The sequence below is a fragment of the Aeromonas rivuli genome (genome assembly GCF_020149575.1).
Lineage (GTDB): Bacteria > Pseudomonadota > Gammaproteobacteria > Enterobacterales > Aeromonadaceae > Aeromonas > Aeromonas rivuli.
In genome coordinates, this window is the sequence record NZ_CP079742.1 from 676,463 (window position 1) to 692,016 (window position 15,554).

Annotated in this window: 12 protein-coding genes; 9 read left to right on the forward strand and 3 right to left on the reverse strand. The window is 59.3% G+C overall.

The features are described 5' to 3' along the window. The first annotated feature begins 176 nt into the window (after window positions 1–176). Entirely contained in the window at window positions 177–1,514 is a 1,338-nt protein-coding gene (mepM, locus tag KYK33_RS03180) for a murein DD-endopeptidase MepM (protein ID WP_042041653.1), read from the forward strand. A 91-nt stretch (window positions 1,515–1,605) separates the two neighbouring features. Here mepM and KYK33_RS03185 read toward each other — a convergent pair whose 3' ends face one another. After that, a complete protein-coding gene (locus tag KYK33_RS03185) occupies window positions 1,606–2,550 on the reverse strand; it encodes a D-2-hydroxyacid dehydrogenase (protein WP_224432008.1) in 945 nt (314 codons plus the stop codon). Between the two features lie 161 nt (window positions 2,551–2,711). Between KYK33_RS03185 and KYK33_RS03190 the strand changes: the two genes are divergently transcribed. Continuing rightward, a complete protein-coding gene (locus KYK33_RS03190; RefSeq protein ID WP_042041651.1) occupies window positions 2,712–3,293 on the forward strand; it encodes a YjaG family protein in 582 nt (193 codons plus the stop codon). Window positions 3,294–3,351: 58 nt separating this feature from the next. Here KYK33_RS03190 and KYK33_RS03195 read toward each other — a convergent pair whose 3' ends face one another. Then, window positions 3,352–3,822 carry a MarR family winged helix-turn-helix transcriptional regulator gene (locus KYK33_RS03195; protein WP_224432009.1) on the reverse strand — a complete coding sequence of 157 codons (471 nt, stop codon included), beginning with the start codon at window positions 3,820–3,822 and terminating at the stop codon, window positions 3,352–3,354. Window positions 3,823–3,983: 161 nt separating this feature from the next. Here KYK33_RS03195 and KYK33_RS03200 point away from each other — a divergent pair, with 161 nt between their 5' ends. After that, the gene (locus KYK33_RS03200; protein WP_042041649.1) at window positions 3,984–4,511 is read left to right on the forward strand and encodes a hypothetical protein; all 528 of its coding nucleotides are present in this window, start codon (window positions 3,984–3,986) and stop codon (window positions 4,509–4,511) included. Window positions 4,512–4,520: 9 nt separating this feature from the next. Further along, complete coding sequence (locus KYK33_RS03205; RefSeq protein ID WP_224432010.1) at window positions 4,521–6,122, forward strand: BCCT family transporter; 1,602 nt, start codon at window positions 4,521–4,523, stop codon at window positions 6,120–6,122. A gap of 102 nt (window positions 6,123–6,224) precedes the next feature. Here KYK33_RS03205 and mutS read toward each other — a convergent pair whose 3' ends face one another. Next, window positions 6,225–8,807 (reverse strand): DNA mismatch repair protein MutS, encoded by a 2,583-nt coding sequence (gene mutS / locus KYK33_RS03210; RefSeq protein WP_224432011.1) that lies wholly within the window; start codon window positions 8,805–8,807, stop codon window positions 6,225–6,227. Between the two features lie 172 nt (window positions 8,808–8,979). Here mutS and KYK33_RS03215 point away from each other — a divergent pair, with 172 nt between their 5' ends. The 5 genes from KYK33_RS03215 (at window position 8,980) to KYK33_RS03235 (ending at window position 15,545) form a co-directional block, all read left to right on the forward strand. Further along, on the forward strand, window positions 8,980–9,471 hold the full coding sequence (locus tag KYK33_RS03215; protein ID WP_224432012.1) for a CinA family protein: 492 nt from the start codon (window positions 8,980–8,982) through the stop codon (window positions 9,469–9,471). 76 nt (window positions 9,472–9,547) lie between these two features. Beyond that, window positions 9,548–10,612: a recombinase RecA gene (gene recA, locus KYK33_RS03220; protein WP_042041645.1), complete on the forward strand. Its 1,065-nt coding sequence runs from the start codon at window positions 9,548–9,550 to the stop codon at window positions 10,610–10,612. A 49-nt stretch (window positions 10,613–10,661) separates the two neighbouring features. Then, on the forward strand, window positions 10,662–11,159 hold the full coding sequence (locus KYK33_RS03225) for a regulatory protein RecX (protein ID WP_396021378.1): 498 nt from the start codon (window positions 10,662–10,664) through the stop codon (window positions 11,157–11,159). Between the two features lie 487 nt (window positions 11,160–11,646). Beyond that, entirely contained in the window at window positions 11,647–14,271 is a 2,625-nt protein-coding gene (alaS, locus tag KYK33_RS03230; RefSeq protein ID WP_224432013.1) for an alanine--tRNA ligase, read from the forward strand. A gap of 17 nt (window positions 14,272–14,288) precedes the next feature. After that, window positions 14,289–15,545: an aspartate kinase gene (locus KYK33_RS03235; RefSeq protein ID WP_042041641.1), complete on the forward strand. Its 1,257-nt coding sequence runs from the start codon at window positions 14,289–14,291 to the stop codon at window positions 15,543–15,545. Window positions 15,546–15,554 lie beyond the last annotated feature (9 nt).

The following is a 15,554-nucleotide window of genomic DNA, read 5'->3' on the forward strand; positions in this document are numbered from 1 at the left end:
TGGGAGAAAAGTGATGATATTTTCTGCCAAAAACCACAGGTTATGAATAAAATGTGTTTTTGGTGCGTCTTGCAGTGAACTTTTCACGAAATCATGGGTCGAATGTGCAGCTTTATGCGATTTTATAACAACGACACGACCCAATAACACTCTCAGAACTAATGACAGGATAGCGGATGAAACGTCTTCGTCCCTTGGTAGCCAGTGCTGCCAACTGGGAACCACCGGTTCCCCGCAAACATTTTTATGCCATGTTGTTGCTGACGGGATTGACCCTGTCGGCAGTGGCCATACTGCCTGCGCCAGGGGATATTCTGGAGCGCCCACTGCGCCTGGAACTGCCCATTTCGGCTCATGGCACCGCCACCAATGAAGACAACACCGAATTTAACGCCATCCCGGATCATGAGCTGATCGATCCCGTGGCCCCCGAGGATGACATTCCCGCCGATACTGGCCCCGAGTGGCAAGACTACCGGGTACGCAATGGTGAGAACCTCACTACCATCTTCAACACCCTTGGCCTGTCGACCACCACTCTGTACAAGGTGCTGGATGCAGACAGCAAGAACAATCTGGCCCGCCTCAAGCCAGGGCAGACCATAGAGTTGCTGATCGATCAGGACAACATACTGCAAGAGATGAAGATCCGGCTCAATATCAAGCAGTCTCTTGAGCTCAAACGGGTCGATGACAACTACAGTGCCAACATGGTCACCGAGGCCGTGGAGTGGCAGAAGCAGAACTTCAATGGCGTCATCAATGGCAGTTTCTACGTCAGCGCCCGTAATGCCGGCGTCCCGGCCAGCCACATCAAGAAGATTGCCAACTTGTTTCAGTGGCGCCTCAATTTTGCCAGCGATCTGAAGAAGGGTGACAAGTTCAAGGTATTGATGCAGCAGGAGACGGTGCAGGGCAAAAATACTGGCAACAGCCAGCTGCTCGGGGTCGAAGTACTCAGCAATGGCAAGAGTTTCTCGGCTTGGCTGGCGGAAGATGGCAACTATTACGATGCCCAGGGACAGAGCCTGGAGCGCGGTTTCCGCCGCTATCCAACCCACAGCCGCTATCGCATCAGCTCGACCTTCAACCCGGCCCGCCGCCATCCCATCACTGGCATGGTGCGCCCTCATGAAGGTACGGACTTCGCCGTACCGGTCGGCACGGCCGTGCTGGCAACCGGGGATGGCGTGGTCGTCAAGGCGACCCGTCACCCCTTGGCTGGCACCTATGTGGTGATCAAGCATGGTCGCACCCTGAGCACCCGTTACCTGCACCTGAGCAAGCTGTTGGTCAAACCGGGTCAGCGGGTGAAGATGGGGGACAGGATAGCCCTGTCCGGCAACACAGGGCGATCCACGGGTGCGCATCTGCACTATGAGGTACGACTCAACAACCGCCCCGTTAACCCCATGACGGTCAAGTTGCCCATGTCCGAAGCCCTGAGCGGCAAGGCCAAGCGCCAGTTCCTGGCCAAGGTACAGTCTTACAAGAAAGAGCTCTTGGTGAGCTGAGTTCCCGTGACGGCCAAGATCCCTTTAATTGCCATAAAAAAGAGCCCGTCGGGCTCTTTTTTATTGGCTGTCCCGCCTTGGGCTTGGGTGCTCAATAGCCCTTGTCGAAGTCGATGCGACCATCCAGAGGCTGGCCATCGATGAGGCGGATATAGTTGCGCACGAAAATCTGGGCCACGTCTTCGGGAAAGCTGTAGGCGCTGTTATGGGGGGTGATGATGAGGTTGGGGGTCGACCAGAGCGTGCTGTCGGCGGGCAAGGGCTCTTGCTCGAAGACATCCAGTACTGCCTGGGCAAGCTTGCCGCTCGCCAGGGCATCGAGCAGATCCTGAGTGTGAATAGCGCTGCCACGACCGACATTGAACAGTATGGCGCCGGGCTTGCAGTGTTCGAAGCGCTCCCGGGTGAATAGGTGGTGCGTCTCGCGGGTCGCTGGCAACACGCTTACTATCACATCGCTCTGGCCCAGTAATCGATTGAGGGCGGCCAGCTGGTACACCTCATCAAAGCCTGCCCGTTCATGACCACTGCGACTGACACCGAGCACCCGCATGCCGAAATGCTTGCCGGTCTGTGCGATATGCTGGCCTATGCTGCCGGTACCAAGCACCAGCAGTGTCCTGCCCTTGAGTCCTTGATAGGGGTGGCTCTGCCAATGCTGCTGCGCCTGTTGCTCTTGGTAGCAGGGTAGATGACGAGTCAGGCTGAGCAGGTGGCCGAACACATATTCACTCATCAGAGGGCCGAAGATGCCGCGCACGTTGGTGAGCTGATAATCGTGACGGCAATCGTTGCCCAGCAGTACATCAACACCTGCGTAGCTCGATTGTACCCAGCTCAGCTTGTGTGCCCGCGCCAGCAAGGGTTTGGCACGAGCAGGCTCGGCGAGCAGGATGTGAGCCTCGCCGATGAGGGGCTCTGCCTCACTTGGGCTGTCGGCTCGCAGGATGCGAAGATGCGGCAGGCGAGCGGCCTGCAACAGGCGCTGGTAGTGGGCATTGTCCTGACTGAGCAGCAGCAGGGTACGTTGGCTCATTGGCGAATTCCTCATAAGGCGCGCGGCGAGGGAGGGGAGGCCGCTCTCTTCATCTTACCCGACTTGCCAGGGCAACAACGTCGACCAGCTCGCTTTTTCGTTTTCGCCGCGTCCCCCCGTGGGCTACAATCTGCCCCACATTTTATGAAGGATCTCCTGCCGTGTTTGGTGACAAGTTTTATAAGCGACTGGCCGAGTTACAACCTTGGCAGCAAACCGTCTATACCCTGGCCCTGGCCGAGCGTATGTATCCGAACTATGCCCTGTTCGCCCAGGCCTCGGGCTTTGGTGATGCCAAGGCCTATCGCCATGCCCTGGATCAGATGTGGAGCTACCTCACGGTCAAGAGCTCCCGGGTCAACCTGGGGGCTATTCTGGAGGCGTTTGAGGTCTATATCCCCGAGCCAGGCAAATTCGAATCCTACGGCGCCTATCCGGCACTGGATGCCTGCGTGGCCTTGGGCTGTGCCTATAACTCGGTGATCTGCCGGGTGGGTGAAGAGGCCATGGATGCCAGTCACGCCTCGGTCGGGACGGTAGCCGGTTTCATCGAACTGCTGGAAGAGCGGGATCTCACCGAAGAAGAGCTCTACGAGCATGAATACATGGAGGCGGAACTGGAGTTCCAGGTCGAGTTGCTCAAGCGAGTTGCTCACGAGCGTGACAGCGACCGGATCCTCGCCATCAAAGCCTTTGCGGCCCAGGACGGCGTCTCCAATATCGGTATCTCGCTGGAAGAGTAAGACGATAGTGCGATGAGATTGAAAAAAGCCCCGTCGGGGCTTTTTTCATATGCACCGTTCAGTCGGTGAGGGGATTCACGCTCAGCACGGGGGCGGCATCTATGCCGCTGGCATTCATCATGTGGGAGATGCGTTGCAGGGAAGAGAGCAACAGGGTCTGCTCCCACACTTCCAGCGCCTGAAAGCGCTGAATAAAGTGGACTTGCAGGGGGGTCGGAGCCTGAGCCAGCAGCAATTGACCCTGTTCGGTCAGGGTGGCATGTACCTTGCGCTTATCGGTCTGGCTGCGAACTCTCTGCACCAGGCCGCGGCTTTCCAGCCTGTCCATGATGGTGGTGGCGGTCGCCTGACTCATATTGGTGTGGTTGGCCAGCTGGCGCATCGAGATCTGCCCCAACTCATTTATTCCTTTGAGCAGCAATAATTGTGGTGCCGTTAGACCCGCCTCCTTGATCAACCGCTTCGAGTGCATATCGATGGCTCGAATGATTTGGCGCAGCGCGACCAAGACTTCATCATGTTTTTCCATGGTATCAGACCACTAAAGAGGCGTTGTTGGGAGCGGATTCTCGAACTAATCAATGCTTGGGTCAAGTGGCCTATGAATGACTTAGTTTCAGCTCAAAGCATTTTTATGGTATTTTATGCGGCCTTTACCAAATTTAAACCCGATATTTGAGGAACAAGATGATGACAAACGATCTGGACATCAAGTCTCTGGTTAGCGAGTTAACCGTGGTGCGTGTGCGCTATGAGTTGCCCGACACCTCTGCGTTCATTCGCTATCAACCCCGTTACGATGAGGATCCTAACACCCTCAAAGTACACCACTATGATGGTGAGCTCCCTCTCTCCTGTACCAACACCGGCCGCTTCACCCTCAAGGAGCTGGTCAACGAGATGCGGTATGCCTATGTGCTGGTGCATCTGTTCCCCAATGAGAGCGCCATGAACTTCTACCTCTCCGGTCTGGACAACGGTCTGGCCCAGCTCGAGTTCATTGGCGGTAGCTATGACTTCAACCGCCTCTGGATCAGTAGCGGTATCTCCAACATCGGTATCCCCATGGCGATCTTCCTTGGCAAACGCCATGCGGTAAATGGTCAGCCTTCGGTCAGTCTGGTCGATCATCGTGACGACAGTGCCGGCAAGCTGGTCTATCGGGCCATCGGCGGCGCCGGTGACCATGTCGGTGAAGATTTTTACAATCAGGACTAAGGAGGGTCAATGAGAGCGACCAAAGGGATATTCAAAGGCCTTAATTCAACCATGGCGACCACGGCCCTGACCGTGATCACCCTCTTCCTGCTATTCGGGGTCTTCGATCCGGACACGGCGGCATCCTGGTTCAGTGGCGCCAAAGACACCATCATCGCCAGCTTCAAGTGGTATTACATCCTGGTGGTGGCGCTCTTCCTGTTCTTTGCCATCTATCTGATGTTCAGCCGCTTTGGCAGCATCCGCCTGGGGGATGATGATCAGGAGCCCGAGTATGGCTACTTCGCCTGGTTCTCCATGCTGTTCAGTGCCGGCATGGGGATAGGGCTGGTGTTCTGGAGCATCGCCGAGCCGATGTTCCACCTGCAGGCCAACCCTTTCATCGAAAAGGGCATGACCCCCGAGGCGGCGCAGATTGCCATGCGGGTTACTTTCTATCATTGGGGTCTGCACCCCTGGGCCATCTACGCGATCGTCGGTCTCTCCCTGGCGTTTTTCAGCTACAGACGCAAGCTGCCCCTGGCCATTCGTTCCGTGCTCTACCCGATCCTGGGTGACAGGATATATGGCTTCTGGGGTCATGCCGCCGATGTGCTGGCGGTGTTCGGCACAGTGTTCGGGGTCGCGACCTCCCTCGGTCTGGGGGTTGCCCAGATGAACACGGGTCTCAATCAGCTCGTTGGGATGGACGTCTCCCAGACCAATCAGCTGTGGCTCATTGCGGGTATCACCCTCATCGCTACCCTGTCGGCAGTCTCGGGGGTGGGGCGTGGGGTCAAGATACTGTCTGAGCTCAACGTCTGGCTCAGCATCCTGATCTTGCTGGTGTTTGTCGTGATGGGGCCGACCACCTACATCCTCAACTCCTATGTGCAGAACATCGGTGACTATCTGCAAAACCTCATCAAGTTGAGTTTCTGGACCAATACCGAGGCGAACGGCACCTCTGCCTGGCAATCCTCCTGGACCGCCTTCTACTGGGGCTGGTGGATAGCCTGGGCCCCCTTTGTTGGCATGTTTATCGCCCGCATCTCCAAGGGGCGTACCATACGTGAGTTCATCCTGGGCGTGCTGCTGGTGCCCTCCCTGCTAGGCATGTTCTGGTTGACGGTGTTTGGCGGTACCGCCATTCATCTGGAGTTGTTCGGTGCGGGCGGTGTGGCCGAGGCCGTCAACCAGGATGTGACCCAGGCCCTCTACAAGACGGTAGACATGCTGGATTGGGGCACTGTGGGCCTGATTGCCAAGGGGATCCTGACCCTGCTGATCTGTACCTACTTCATCACCTCCTGTGACTCGGGCACCCTGGTGATCACGACCTTGCTCTCCATTGGTGAGAGCGAGCCGCCGATACGTCACCGCGCCGTCTGGGGCATAGGTCAGGGGCTGGTCGCGGCCATCTTGCTGATGTCGGGAGGATTGGCGGCCTTGCAGGCCGCCAGCATCATCGCCGCCTTGCCCTTCTCGGTGATCATGCTGGCCATGTGCTACTCGCTGATCCTCGGTCTCAAGCAAGAGAGCCAGCGGCAGGTCGAGTACCGCCAGAACCTGAAGCGACACGATGGCTCTAGCTATATGAGCCTGAAAGAGCGTATAGGCCCGGGCACCTGATGAAGCCCTGATGCCTGTGAATGCAGGCATCTCATCCAAAAAAGGGGAACCCGACGGGTTCCCCTTTTGTTTGCGCATGCGCCGCCCGGCGCAACGCGGCTGTCAGAGCAGTTGCTTGAGGCGATAGATCAGCTCCAGGGCCTGGCGGGGGGAGAGGTCATCCGGGCGTATCTGTGCCAGTTCCTCCACGGCCGGGTGAGGCTGTGGCAAGGGCTGTGGTGGAGGGAGGCTGCCCGCTTCGCCCGTCACCAGCGGAGTGCCACGTTCCAGCTCGGCCAGCTTGTGGCGCGCCTGATGGATCACCGACTTGGGCACCCCGGCCAGGGCTGCGACTTGCAGGCCGTAAGAGCGACTGGCTGCGCCCTCTTGCACCGCATGCATGAAGGCGATGGTGTCGCCGTGCTCCACCGCATCCAGATGGACGTTGGCAAGGTTTGGCAGCAGCTCGGGCAGCTTGGTCAGCTCGAAGTAGTGGGTGGCAAACAGGGTGTAGGCCCCTATCTTGCTGGCCAGCTGTTCGGCACAAGCCCAGGCCAGGGAGAGACCATCATAGGTGCTGGTACCGCGACCTATCTCGTCCATCAGCACCAGACTCTGGGCCGTGGCGTTGTTGAGGATATTGGCGGTCTCGGTCATCTCCACCATGAAGGTGGAGCGACCCGAGGCAAGATCGTCCGAGGCGCCGATGCGGGTGAAGATGCGATCGATGGGACCGATGCGGGCGCTGTCGGCCGGCACATAAGCGCCAATATGCGCCAGCAGCACGATGAGGGCGGTCTGGCGCATATAGGTAGACTTACCCCCCATGTTGGGGCCCGTGATGATCAACATCTGTCGGCCCTGTTTCAGGCTGACCGGATTGGCGATGAAGGGATCCTTCATGACCTGCTCCACCACGGGGTGGCGGCCGCCCTCGATCAGGATCTGATCCTCGTCGGTCAGGGTCGGACACTGATAATTGAGGGTCTCGGCTCGCTCCGCCAGGTTGGCCAGTACGTCCAGCTCGGCCAGGGCGGCGGCAGACTCTTGCAGCTCGGCGAGATGGGACAGCAGGGTGTCGAGCAGCTCTTCATAGAGCCGTTTTTCCAGGGCCAGAGCGCGACTCTGGGCGGTCAGGATCTGATCTTCGTATTTTTTGAGCTCATCGATGATGTATCGCTCATTGTTTTTCAGGGTCTGACGGCGGATGTAGTGGGCGGGCACCAGGTGGCTGTTGGCCCGGCTCACCTCGATGAAGAAGCCATGCACCCTGTTGTAACCCACTTTAAGGGTGTTGATGCCAGTCTCCTGCTTCTCCCGCTCCTCGATGCGACCCAGTACGGCGGTGGCCCCATCGGCCAGATCGCGGATTTCGTCGAGCTCGCTGTTGAAGCCCTCGCGGATGACGCCGCCATCGCGGATCAGTACAGGCGGGGTCTCCATGATGGCCCGCTCCAGCAGATCCAGCAGCTCCGGGAAGCAGGCGGCGCGATCCCGCAGTCGCTGCACCGCTTCGTGCTGGCTGCCTGCCAGCAAGGCTTGCAGGTGTGGCAGCTGGGTGAACGCCTGGCGCAGACGGGTCAGATCCCGAGGGCGTGCGGAGCGCAGGGCGAGGCGGGCCAATACCCGCTCCATGTCGCCAACCTGGCGCAGCAGGGCACCCAGCTCGTCATAGAGGTTTGCTTCTATCAGCTCGGATATGGTGCTCTGGCGGCCGCGCAGCAGCACCCGATCGCGGATCGGCTGATGCAACCAGCGCTTGAGCAAACGGCTGCCCATGGGGGTCTGGGCGCGATCCAGCACTTCGCTCAGGGTATTTTCGTAGCCGCCGGCCAGATTCTGGGTCAACTCCAGGTTGCGGCGGGTCGCGGCATCCATGATGACGGCGTGATCCGGTTGCTCAAGCCTGACTCCACGAATGTGAGGCAGGGCGGTGCGCTGGGTGTCTTTCACGTACTGCATCAGGCAGCCGGCGGCGCACAGGGCTACCTCACTCTTGTCGACCCCAAAGCCCACCAGATCCTGAGTGCCAAATTGCTGGCACAGCAATTTGCGGGCCGTGCCCAGTTCAAACTCCCACTCGGGGCGACGGCGCAGGCCGCGGCGTCCCGCTATGTGGTGCATGAACGCGAAAGATTCCGGATGGAGCAACTCGGCCGGGTTGGTGCGTTGCAACTCGGCCAGCAGGGTCTCTTCCTTGTCGAACTGATTGATGAAGAAGCGGCCCGAGCTGATATCCAGGGTGCCAAAACCGAACTGACGACCATCGTGATAGAGGGCGGCGATCAGGTTGTCCTGGCGCTCGTTGAGCAGCGCCTCGTCGGAGACGGTGCCCGGGGTAACGATGCGGATCACCTTGCGCTCGACCGGCCCCTTGCTGGTGGCCGGATCCCCCACCTGTTCGCAGATGGCCGCCGACTCGCCGAGTTGCACCAGCTTGGCCAGATAGCCTTCGATGGCGTGATAGGGCACCCCTGCCATGGGAATGGGAGTACCGGCGGATTGACCACGCTTGGTCAGGGAGATGTCGAGCAACTGCGCAGCCCGGCGGGCATCGTCATAGAAGAGCTCATAGAAGTCGCCCATCCGGTAGAACAGCAGTATCTCAGGGTTCTCGGCCTTGAGGCCCAGGTACTGCTGCATCATGGGCGTATGTTGGCTAAGGGCTGCGTTGGGAGCCCCTGTTTGGGCGGATAATGCGTTCATGTTCGATCCCGGATGGTGGCCGAGTGGCCTGTGCAGATACGGCTATTATGGGGGGCCATTCTACACAGAAGGCGGGGATGGGGGGAACCCAACCTGATGGTGCCCAAGGCTGACTCTGTTGCGATAGCCCGGGCCGGGATAGCATAATGCAGGCTCGATAACGGGAGGTGCCATGACCCTTGATAGAGAGATTGTTTGCCTTGCCGAGGAGCTGGGCCCGGCCCTCATCGGCCGTGGCTGGCTGGCTGCCACCGCAGAATCGTGCACCGGGGGCGGGGTTGCCTATGCCATCACCGAGATAGCGGGCAGCTCGGCCTGGTTCGATCGCAGCTTCGTCACCTACACCAATGAGGCCAAACAGCAGATGCTGGGGGTCAGTGTCGACAGCCTGGTGCGTCACGGCGCCGTCAGTGAGGCCGTGGTACTGGAAATGGCCAGGGGCGCCCTGGCGCGATCCGACGCCCGCATCAGCGTCGCCATCAGCGGCATCGCGGGGCCGGGCGGGGGGTCTGAGGATAAACCGGTCGGCACCGTCTGGTTTGCCTGGGCCGAGCAGGGAGGGCGTCAGCGCTCGCTGCTTGCCCGTTTCGAAGGGGATCGCCATCAGGTGCGACAACAGGCGATCAGACAAGCCCTGTCCGGTCTCTTGGCCCTGCTCAAGTAAAAGGGGTTGATACTGTATGAATAGACAGTATACTTAGCCCAACTTCACCTTATCACGATTTCCAGCGGAGATTGGCATGGATCAGAACAAGCAGAAGGCACTGGCGGCAGCGCTGGGTCAGATTGAGAAACAGTTTGGTAAAGGCTCCATCATGCGTCTGGGCGACAGCAAGACCATGGACATTGAAGCCATCTCTACCGGCTCCCTCTCCCTGGACGTGGCGCTCGGCATCGGCGGTCTGCCCTGCGGTCGTGTGGTCGAGATTTATGGCCCGGAATCATCGGGCAAGACGACCCTGACGCTGCAAGTCATTGCCGAGGCCCAGAAGAAGGGCAAGACCTGTGCCTTCGTCGATGCCGAGCACGCGTTGGATCCCATCTATGCCGCCAAGCTGGGCGTCAACGTCGATGACCTGCTGATCTCCCAGCCGGATACCGGCGAACAGGCGCTGGAAATCTGTGACATGCTGGTGCGTTCCAACGCGGTCGACGTCATCATCGTCGACTCCGTTGCCGCCTTGACGCCCAAGGCTGAAATCGAAGGCGAGATGGGGGATTCCCACGTCGGCCTGCAGGCTCGCTTGATGTCCCAGGCGCTGCGCAAGCTGACTGCCAACATCAAGAATGCCAACTGCCTGTGTATCTTCATCAACCAGATCCGCATGAAGATCGGCGTCATGTTCGGCAGCCCCGAGACCACCACGGGTGGTAACGCCCTCAAATTCTACGCCTCAGTACGCCTGGATATCCGCCGGATCGGCGCCATCAAGGAAGGGGACGAGGTGGTCGGTAACGAGACCCGCGTCAAGGTCGTCAAGAACAAGGTGGCCCCGCCCTTCAAACAGGCCGAGTTCCAGATCTTCTACGGCGTGGGCATCTCGAAAGAGGGCGAGCTGGTGGACTTGGGCGTCAAGCACAAGCTGATCGACAAGGCCGGTGCCTGGTATAGCTACAATGGCGAGAAGATAGGCCAGGGCAAGGCCAACGTCATGAAGCTGTTTGCCGAGAACAAGACGATGGCTGCCGAAATCGAAGCCAGACTGCGTGAGCTGCTGCTGGCCAAGGACGGGGGGCCAAACGAGAAGGCTCCAGTGGCCGCTCTCGACGAGCTTGAGCCCGAAGACGAACAAGAATTTGAGTAACAGACAGGCCGGGCTAACCCCCGGCCTTGTTTTTATGGGCGAGGGAGCCATGACGGAACAGCCTGAGTTGTCATTTGAAGAAACATTCGCCGCCGCCCGCGCCTACGCCATGCGCAGTCTGGGCAGGCGGGAGAGTGCCGAGTCCGAGCTGCTGATGCGTCTGCGCAAGCGGGGCTATGACGAGACGGTGAGTCAGGCCGTGCTCGATTATTGCCGCGATCACCAGTGGGTATCCGATGAGCGTTATGGCGCCATGGCGGTGCGGGCCGGAGCGGCCAAGGGGCATGGTCCCACCAAGATCCGCTTCGATCTGCGCCGCAAGGGGCTCAGTGATACCGAGTTGGAGCTGGCGTTTGATCAACCCGAACTGGACTGGTTCGAGCTGGCCCTTGCCCTGTTGCAGCGCCGCACCGATGCTGCTGTTCTCAAGGAGTTCAAGGTGCGGATGAAGTGGCTCAAGTACCTGCTGGGACGAGGTTTCAATCAGGATCAGGCCCGTTATGCGCTGGATACTCTGCTGGCCGAGAGCGAGGCGGACGACGACTGAATGGCAATCGTGATGGCTTGCTCAGGCCGGGAGTTGCGCTTTCCCTCGTCATGTTAAGTCAATCCCTTCTTGGTGTGAGGCTCATGCCTCTTGTTCCCATGCCGCCATGCGCCCTTCCCTGATCTGCCGCCGGCCACCCCTGCTGCTCTCTCTTTGGCGTTTTGTCTTTGACGTTTTGGCCGTGACATCTTGGTGACGGCTTCCTGGCCAACCTTCTAGGCTATGGCGTCGTGACGCTGTCCGCTGGTGATCGTCATGGGCCTGTCTTGCCGCTTTTGGGGAGTCTGCGCTGCATGTTCGGGTTTCTCGTCAGCCTGGATCTGAGCCCAGTCCGCCGCTTTTTTAGGACGTTATGCCTTGCATGTCGCCTGGGGTCTCTTTTCACCGGCTTTTTCGGGGACGAGGAGCCTGTGGGTTTTACTTTGCCCCGTAGAAAACTTACATTAAGGCGATTAAAAGTCCGTATCTGAATCAAGCAGGATTTTCCATGTATATGTCCACATCAGAGATCCGCAACGCGTTTCTCGAGTACTTCCGCTCCCAGGGGCACCAGGTGGTGTCGTCCAGCTCACTGGTTCCGCACAACGATCCAACCTTGCTGTTCACCAATGCAGGGATGAATCAGTTCAAGGATGTCTTCCTCGGTGCCGACAAGCGCGCCTACAACCGGGCGACCAGCTCCCAGCGCTGTGTACGTGCGGGCGGCAAGCACAATGATCTGGAAAACGTGGGTTATACCGCGCGTCACCACACCTTCTTCGAGATGCTGGGTAACTTCAGTTTCGGCGATTACTTCAAGCAGGATGCTATCCGCTTCGCTTGGGAGTTCCTGACTGGCACCCTGAAGCTGCCCAAAGAGCGCCTGCTGGTCACCGTCTATGAGACCGATGACGAAGCTTTCGAGATCTGGGCCAAAGAGATTGGCGTGCCGACCGATCGCATCGTGCGCATCGGTGACAACAAGGGCGCAGCCTTTGCCTCCGATAACTTCTGGCAGATGGGTGATACGGGTCCTTGCGGTCCCTGCACCGAGATATTCTACGACCATGGCGATCATATCTGGGGCGGCCCTCCCGGCTCACCGGAAGAAGATGGCGATCGCTTCATCGAGATCTGGAACGTGGTCTTCATGCAGTTCAACCGCCAGGCCGATGGCACCATGGAACCGCTGCCGCGCCCCTCCGTGGACACCGGCATGGGGCTGGAGCGTATCGCTGCCATCATGCAGGGCGTGCACTCCAACTATGAGATCGACATCTTCCAGGCACTGATCAAGAAGGCGGCCGAGATAGTGGGCACCGAGGATCTGAGCAATCAGTCCCTGCGCGTCATCGCCGACCACATCCGCTCCTGCGCCTTCCTGATTGGCGACGGTATCATGCCCTCCAACGAGGGGCGCGGCTATGTACTGCGCCGCATCATCCGTCGCGCCGTGCGCCATGGCCGCAAGTTGGGTGCCACCGATGTCTTCTTCTACAAGCTGGCCGCCGAGCTGGCCGTGCAGATGAAAGACGTGGCCACCGAGTTGAGCGCTCAGCTCTCCCTGGTCGAGCGGGTACTGCGCATCGAAGAGGAGCAGTTTGTCCGCACCCTGGACAGGGGCTTGTTGCTGCTCGAAGATGTGCTGGCCAACCTGGGGGATGCCAAAGTGATCCCGGGTGACGTGGTGTTCAAGCTGTATGACACCTATGGCTTCCCGGCGGATTTGACCGCCGATGTGGTGCGTGAGCGCGAGATCGGTATCGATGAAGAGGGTTTCCACACCGAGATGGCGAAGCAGCGTGCTCGCGCCAAAGAGGCCTCCAGCTTCGGTGTCAATTACAACGATGTGCTCAAGCTCGACTTCGAAACCCCCTTCACCGGTTACCAGGCCCTGACCGAGCAGACCAAGGTGCTGGCCATCTACAAAGATGGCGTCCAGGTGAGTGGCCTCATCGCGGGTGAAGAGGCGGTTGTGGTACTCGAGAAGACCCCCTTCTACGCCGAGTCCGGCGGTCAGGTGGGCGATACCGGCATCATCAAGGTGGATGACGGTATCTTCGCGGTGACCGACACTCGCAAGGCGGGTAAAGCCATTATCCATACCGGTTATCTGGAGCTGGGTACCCTGGAAGAGGGTGCCGCCGTGGTGGCAGAAGTCGATGAAGAACGCCGTCAGGCCGTGGCGTTGAACCACTCGGTGACCCACTTGCTCCATGCGGCCCTGCGTCAGGCATTGGGGGATCATGTGACCCAGAAGGGATCCCTGGTCGGTGCCGAGCGGATGCGTTTTGACTTCTCCCACTTCGAAGGCTTGACCATGGCGACCATTCGTCGCATCGAGGAGCTGGTCAACGCCCAGATCCGCGCCAACCATGACATCGCTACCCAGGTGATGGATCTGGAGGCGGCCAAAGCCGCTGGTGCCATGGCACTGTTTGGCGAGAAATACGAAGATGACGTGCGGGTAGTGCGCATGGGCGATTACTCCACCGAGCTGTGTGGTGGTACCCATGCCAAGCGCACCGGCGACATCGGTTTCTTCAAGATCATCGCCGAGAGCGGCATAGCGGCGGGTATCCGCCGTATCGAAGCCGTGACCGGCAAGAGTGCCATCGATTTCCTGCACCAGTTGGCCGAGCAGATAGAAGAAGCGGCTGCGCTGATCAAAGGCGATCAGTTCTCCCTGGGTAGCAAGGTGCGTCAACTGCTGGACAAGTCCAAGATGATGGAGCGCGAACTGGAGCAGCTCAAGGCCAAGCTGGCAGCCCAGGCGGGCAGTGACCTGCTGAGCCAGGTCATCGAGATCAAGGGCCAGAAGGTGCTGGTAGCCGCACTGGATGACGTGGATCCCAAGTCCCTGCGCGGCATGCTGGACGAGCTGAAGAATCGGATGAAGTCCGGCGTCGTGCTGCTGGCCACCAGTGACGAAGGCAAGGTCAACCTGATCGCTGGCGTCACGTCGGATCTGACTGGCAAGGTCAAGGCGGGTGAGCTGGTCAATCTGGTTGCCCAGCAGGTCGGCGGCAAGGGGGGCGGTCGTCCTGACATGGCGCAGGCGGGTGGCACTCAACCGGAGGCCGTGCCGGCGGCACTGCAATCCGTTCACTCCTGGCTGGAAGAGCGCCTCTAATTAGGGCGAGGTGATCTGTGGCACTCTATGTACAGAAGTTCGGTGGCACCTCGGTTGGCACCCTGGAGCGGATCGAAGCGGTCGCTGAGCGGGTCGCTCATACCAGACTGCAGGGGCATGATGTGGTGGTGGTGGTCTCCGCTATGTCGGGGGAGACCAACCGTTTGCTGGGCATGGCCCAGCAGCTGGATCCTGACGCCAATCGGCGCGAGATGGATGTGCTGGTCTCCACCGGCGAGCAGGTCACCATTGCCTTGCTTGCCATCGCGCTGAACCGCCGTGGCTGCCAGACCGTCTCCATGACCGGGGATCAGGTGCGCATCCACACCGATTCGGCCTATGGCAAGGCCAGGATCACCCACATAGATACCGCATCGCTGCAAGGCGAGCTGGCCAGTGGCAAGGTGGTGGTGGTGGCAGGCTTCCAGGGTCGTGATGAGCACAATGCCATCACGACCCTGGGCCGGGGTGGTTCCGACACCACAGCGGTGGCGATTGCGGCGGCCCTCAAGGCCGATGAGTGTCATATCTTCACCGATGTAGACGGTGTCTATACCACGGATCCGCGTATCGAGCCCAAGGCTCGGCGCCTCTCGACCATCACCTTCGAGGAGATGCTGGAGATGGCGAGCCTGGGGGCCAAGGTGCTGCAGATCCGTTCGGTGGAGTTTGCAGGAAAGTACCGGGTACCATTACGGGTGCTGTCGAGCTTTATCGATGGCGAGGGAACCTTAATCACATATGGAGGTGAGAGGATGGAAGCTCCCCTGGTATCGGGCATTGCGTTCAACCGCAATGAGGCCAGTCTGACCATTTTGGGGGTGCCGGACAGGCCCACCGTTGCGGCTCAGATCCTCGGCCCAATCAGCGATGCCAATATCGACGTGGACATGATTGTTCAGAATACGTTGGGGGATGGCACTGCAGACTTTACCTTCACGGTGAATCGCGATGACTATCGCCGTGCCCGTGCTCTGCTTGAGCTGACGGCCAGCGAGCTTGGCGCCGCCTGTGTTCAGGGCAATGGTGAGATAGCCAAGGTCTCTATTGTCGGGGTGGGGATGTGGAATCATCCCGGCGTGGCCCGCACCATGTTCAAGGTATTGGGTGAGGAGGGGATCAACATGCAGTTGATTTCAACCTCAGAGATCAAGATTTCCGTGGTGATTGACGAGAAGTATCTGGAGCTGGCAGTACGCTCCCTGCATGGGGCCTTCGGGCTGGATCAGGAGCCGAGTGAACAGCCTCTGGGTAACAATCCCGGATTGATTTAGTTTCAACCA

What these genes read in the sequence shown, in the direction of transcription:
- recA (WP_042041645.1), top strand. Translation starts at nt 9,548, where the DNA reads ATGGATCAGAACAAGCAGAAGGCACTGGCGGCAGCGCTGGGTCAGATT.
- KYK33_RS03185 (WP_224432008.1), bottom strand. Translation starts at nt 2,550, where the DNA reads ATGAGCCAACGTACCCTGCTGCTGCTCAGTCAGGACAATGCCCACTAC.
- mepM (WP_042041653.1), top strand. Translation starts at nt 177, where the DNA reads ATGAAACGTCTTCGTCCCTTGGTAGCCAGTGCTGCCAACTGGGAACCA.
- mutS (WP_224432011.1), bottom strand. Translation starts at nt 8,807, where the DNA reads ATGAACGCATTATCCGCCCAAACAGGGGCTCCCAACGCAGCCCTTAGC.
- alaS (WP_224432013.1), top strand. Translation starts at nt 11,647, where the DNA reads ATGTATATGTCCACATCAGAGATCCGCAACGCGTTTCTCGAGTACTTC.
- KYK33_RS03200 (WP_042041649.1), top strand. Translation starts at nt 3,984, where the DNA reads ATGACAAACGATCTGGACATCAAGTCTCTGGTTAGCGAGTTAACCGTG.
- KYK33_RS03225 (WP_396021378.1), top strand. Translation starts at nt 10,662, where the DNA reads ATGACGGAACAGCCTGAGTTGTCATTTGAAGAAACATTCGCCGCCGCC.
- KYK33_RS03195 (WP_224432009.1), bottom strand. Translation starts at nt 3,822, where the DNA reads ATGGAAAAACATGATGAAGTCTTGGTCGCGCTGCGCCAAATCATTCGA.
- KYK33_RS03215 (WP_224432012.1), top strand. Translation starts at nt 8,980, where the DNA reads ATGACCCTTGATAGAGAGATTGTTTGCCTTGCCGAGGAGCTGGGCCCG.
- KYK33_RS03205 (WP_224432010.1), top strand. Translation starts at nt 4,521, where the DNA reads ATGAGAGCGACCAAAGGGATATTCAAAGGCCTTAATTCAACCATGGCG.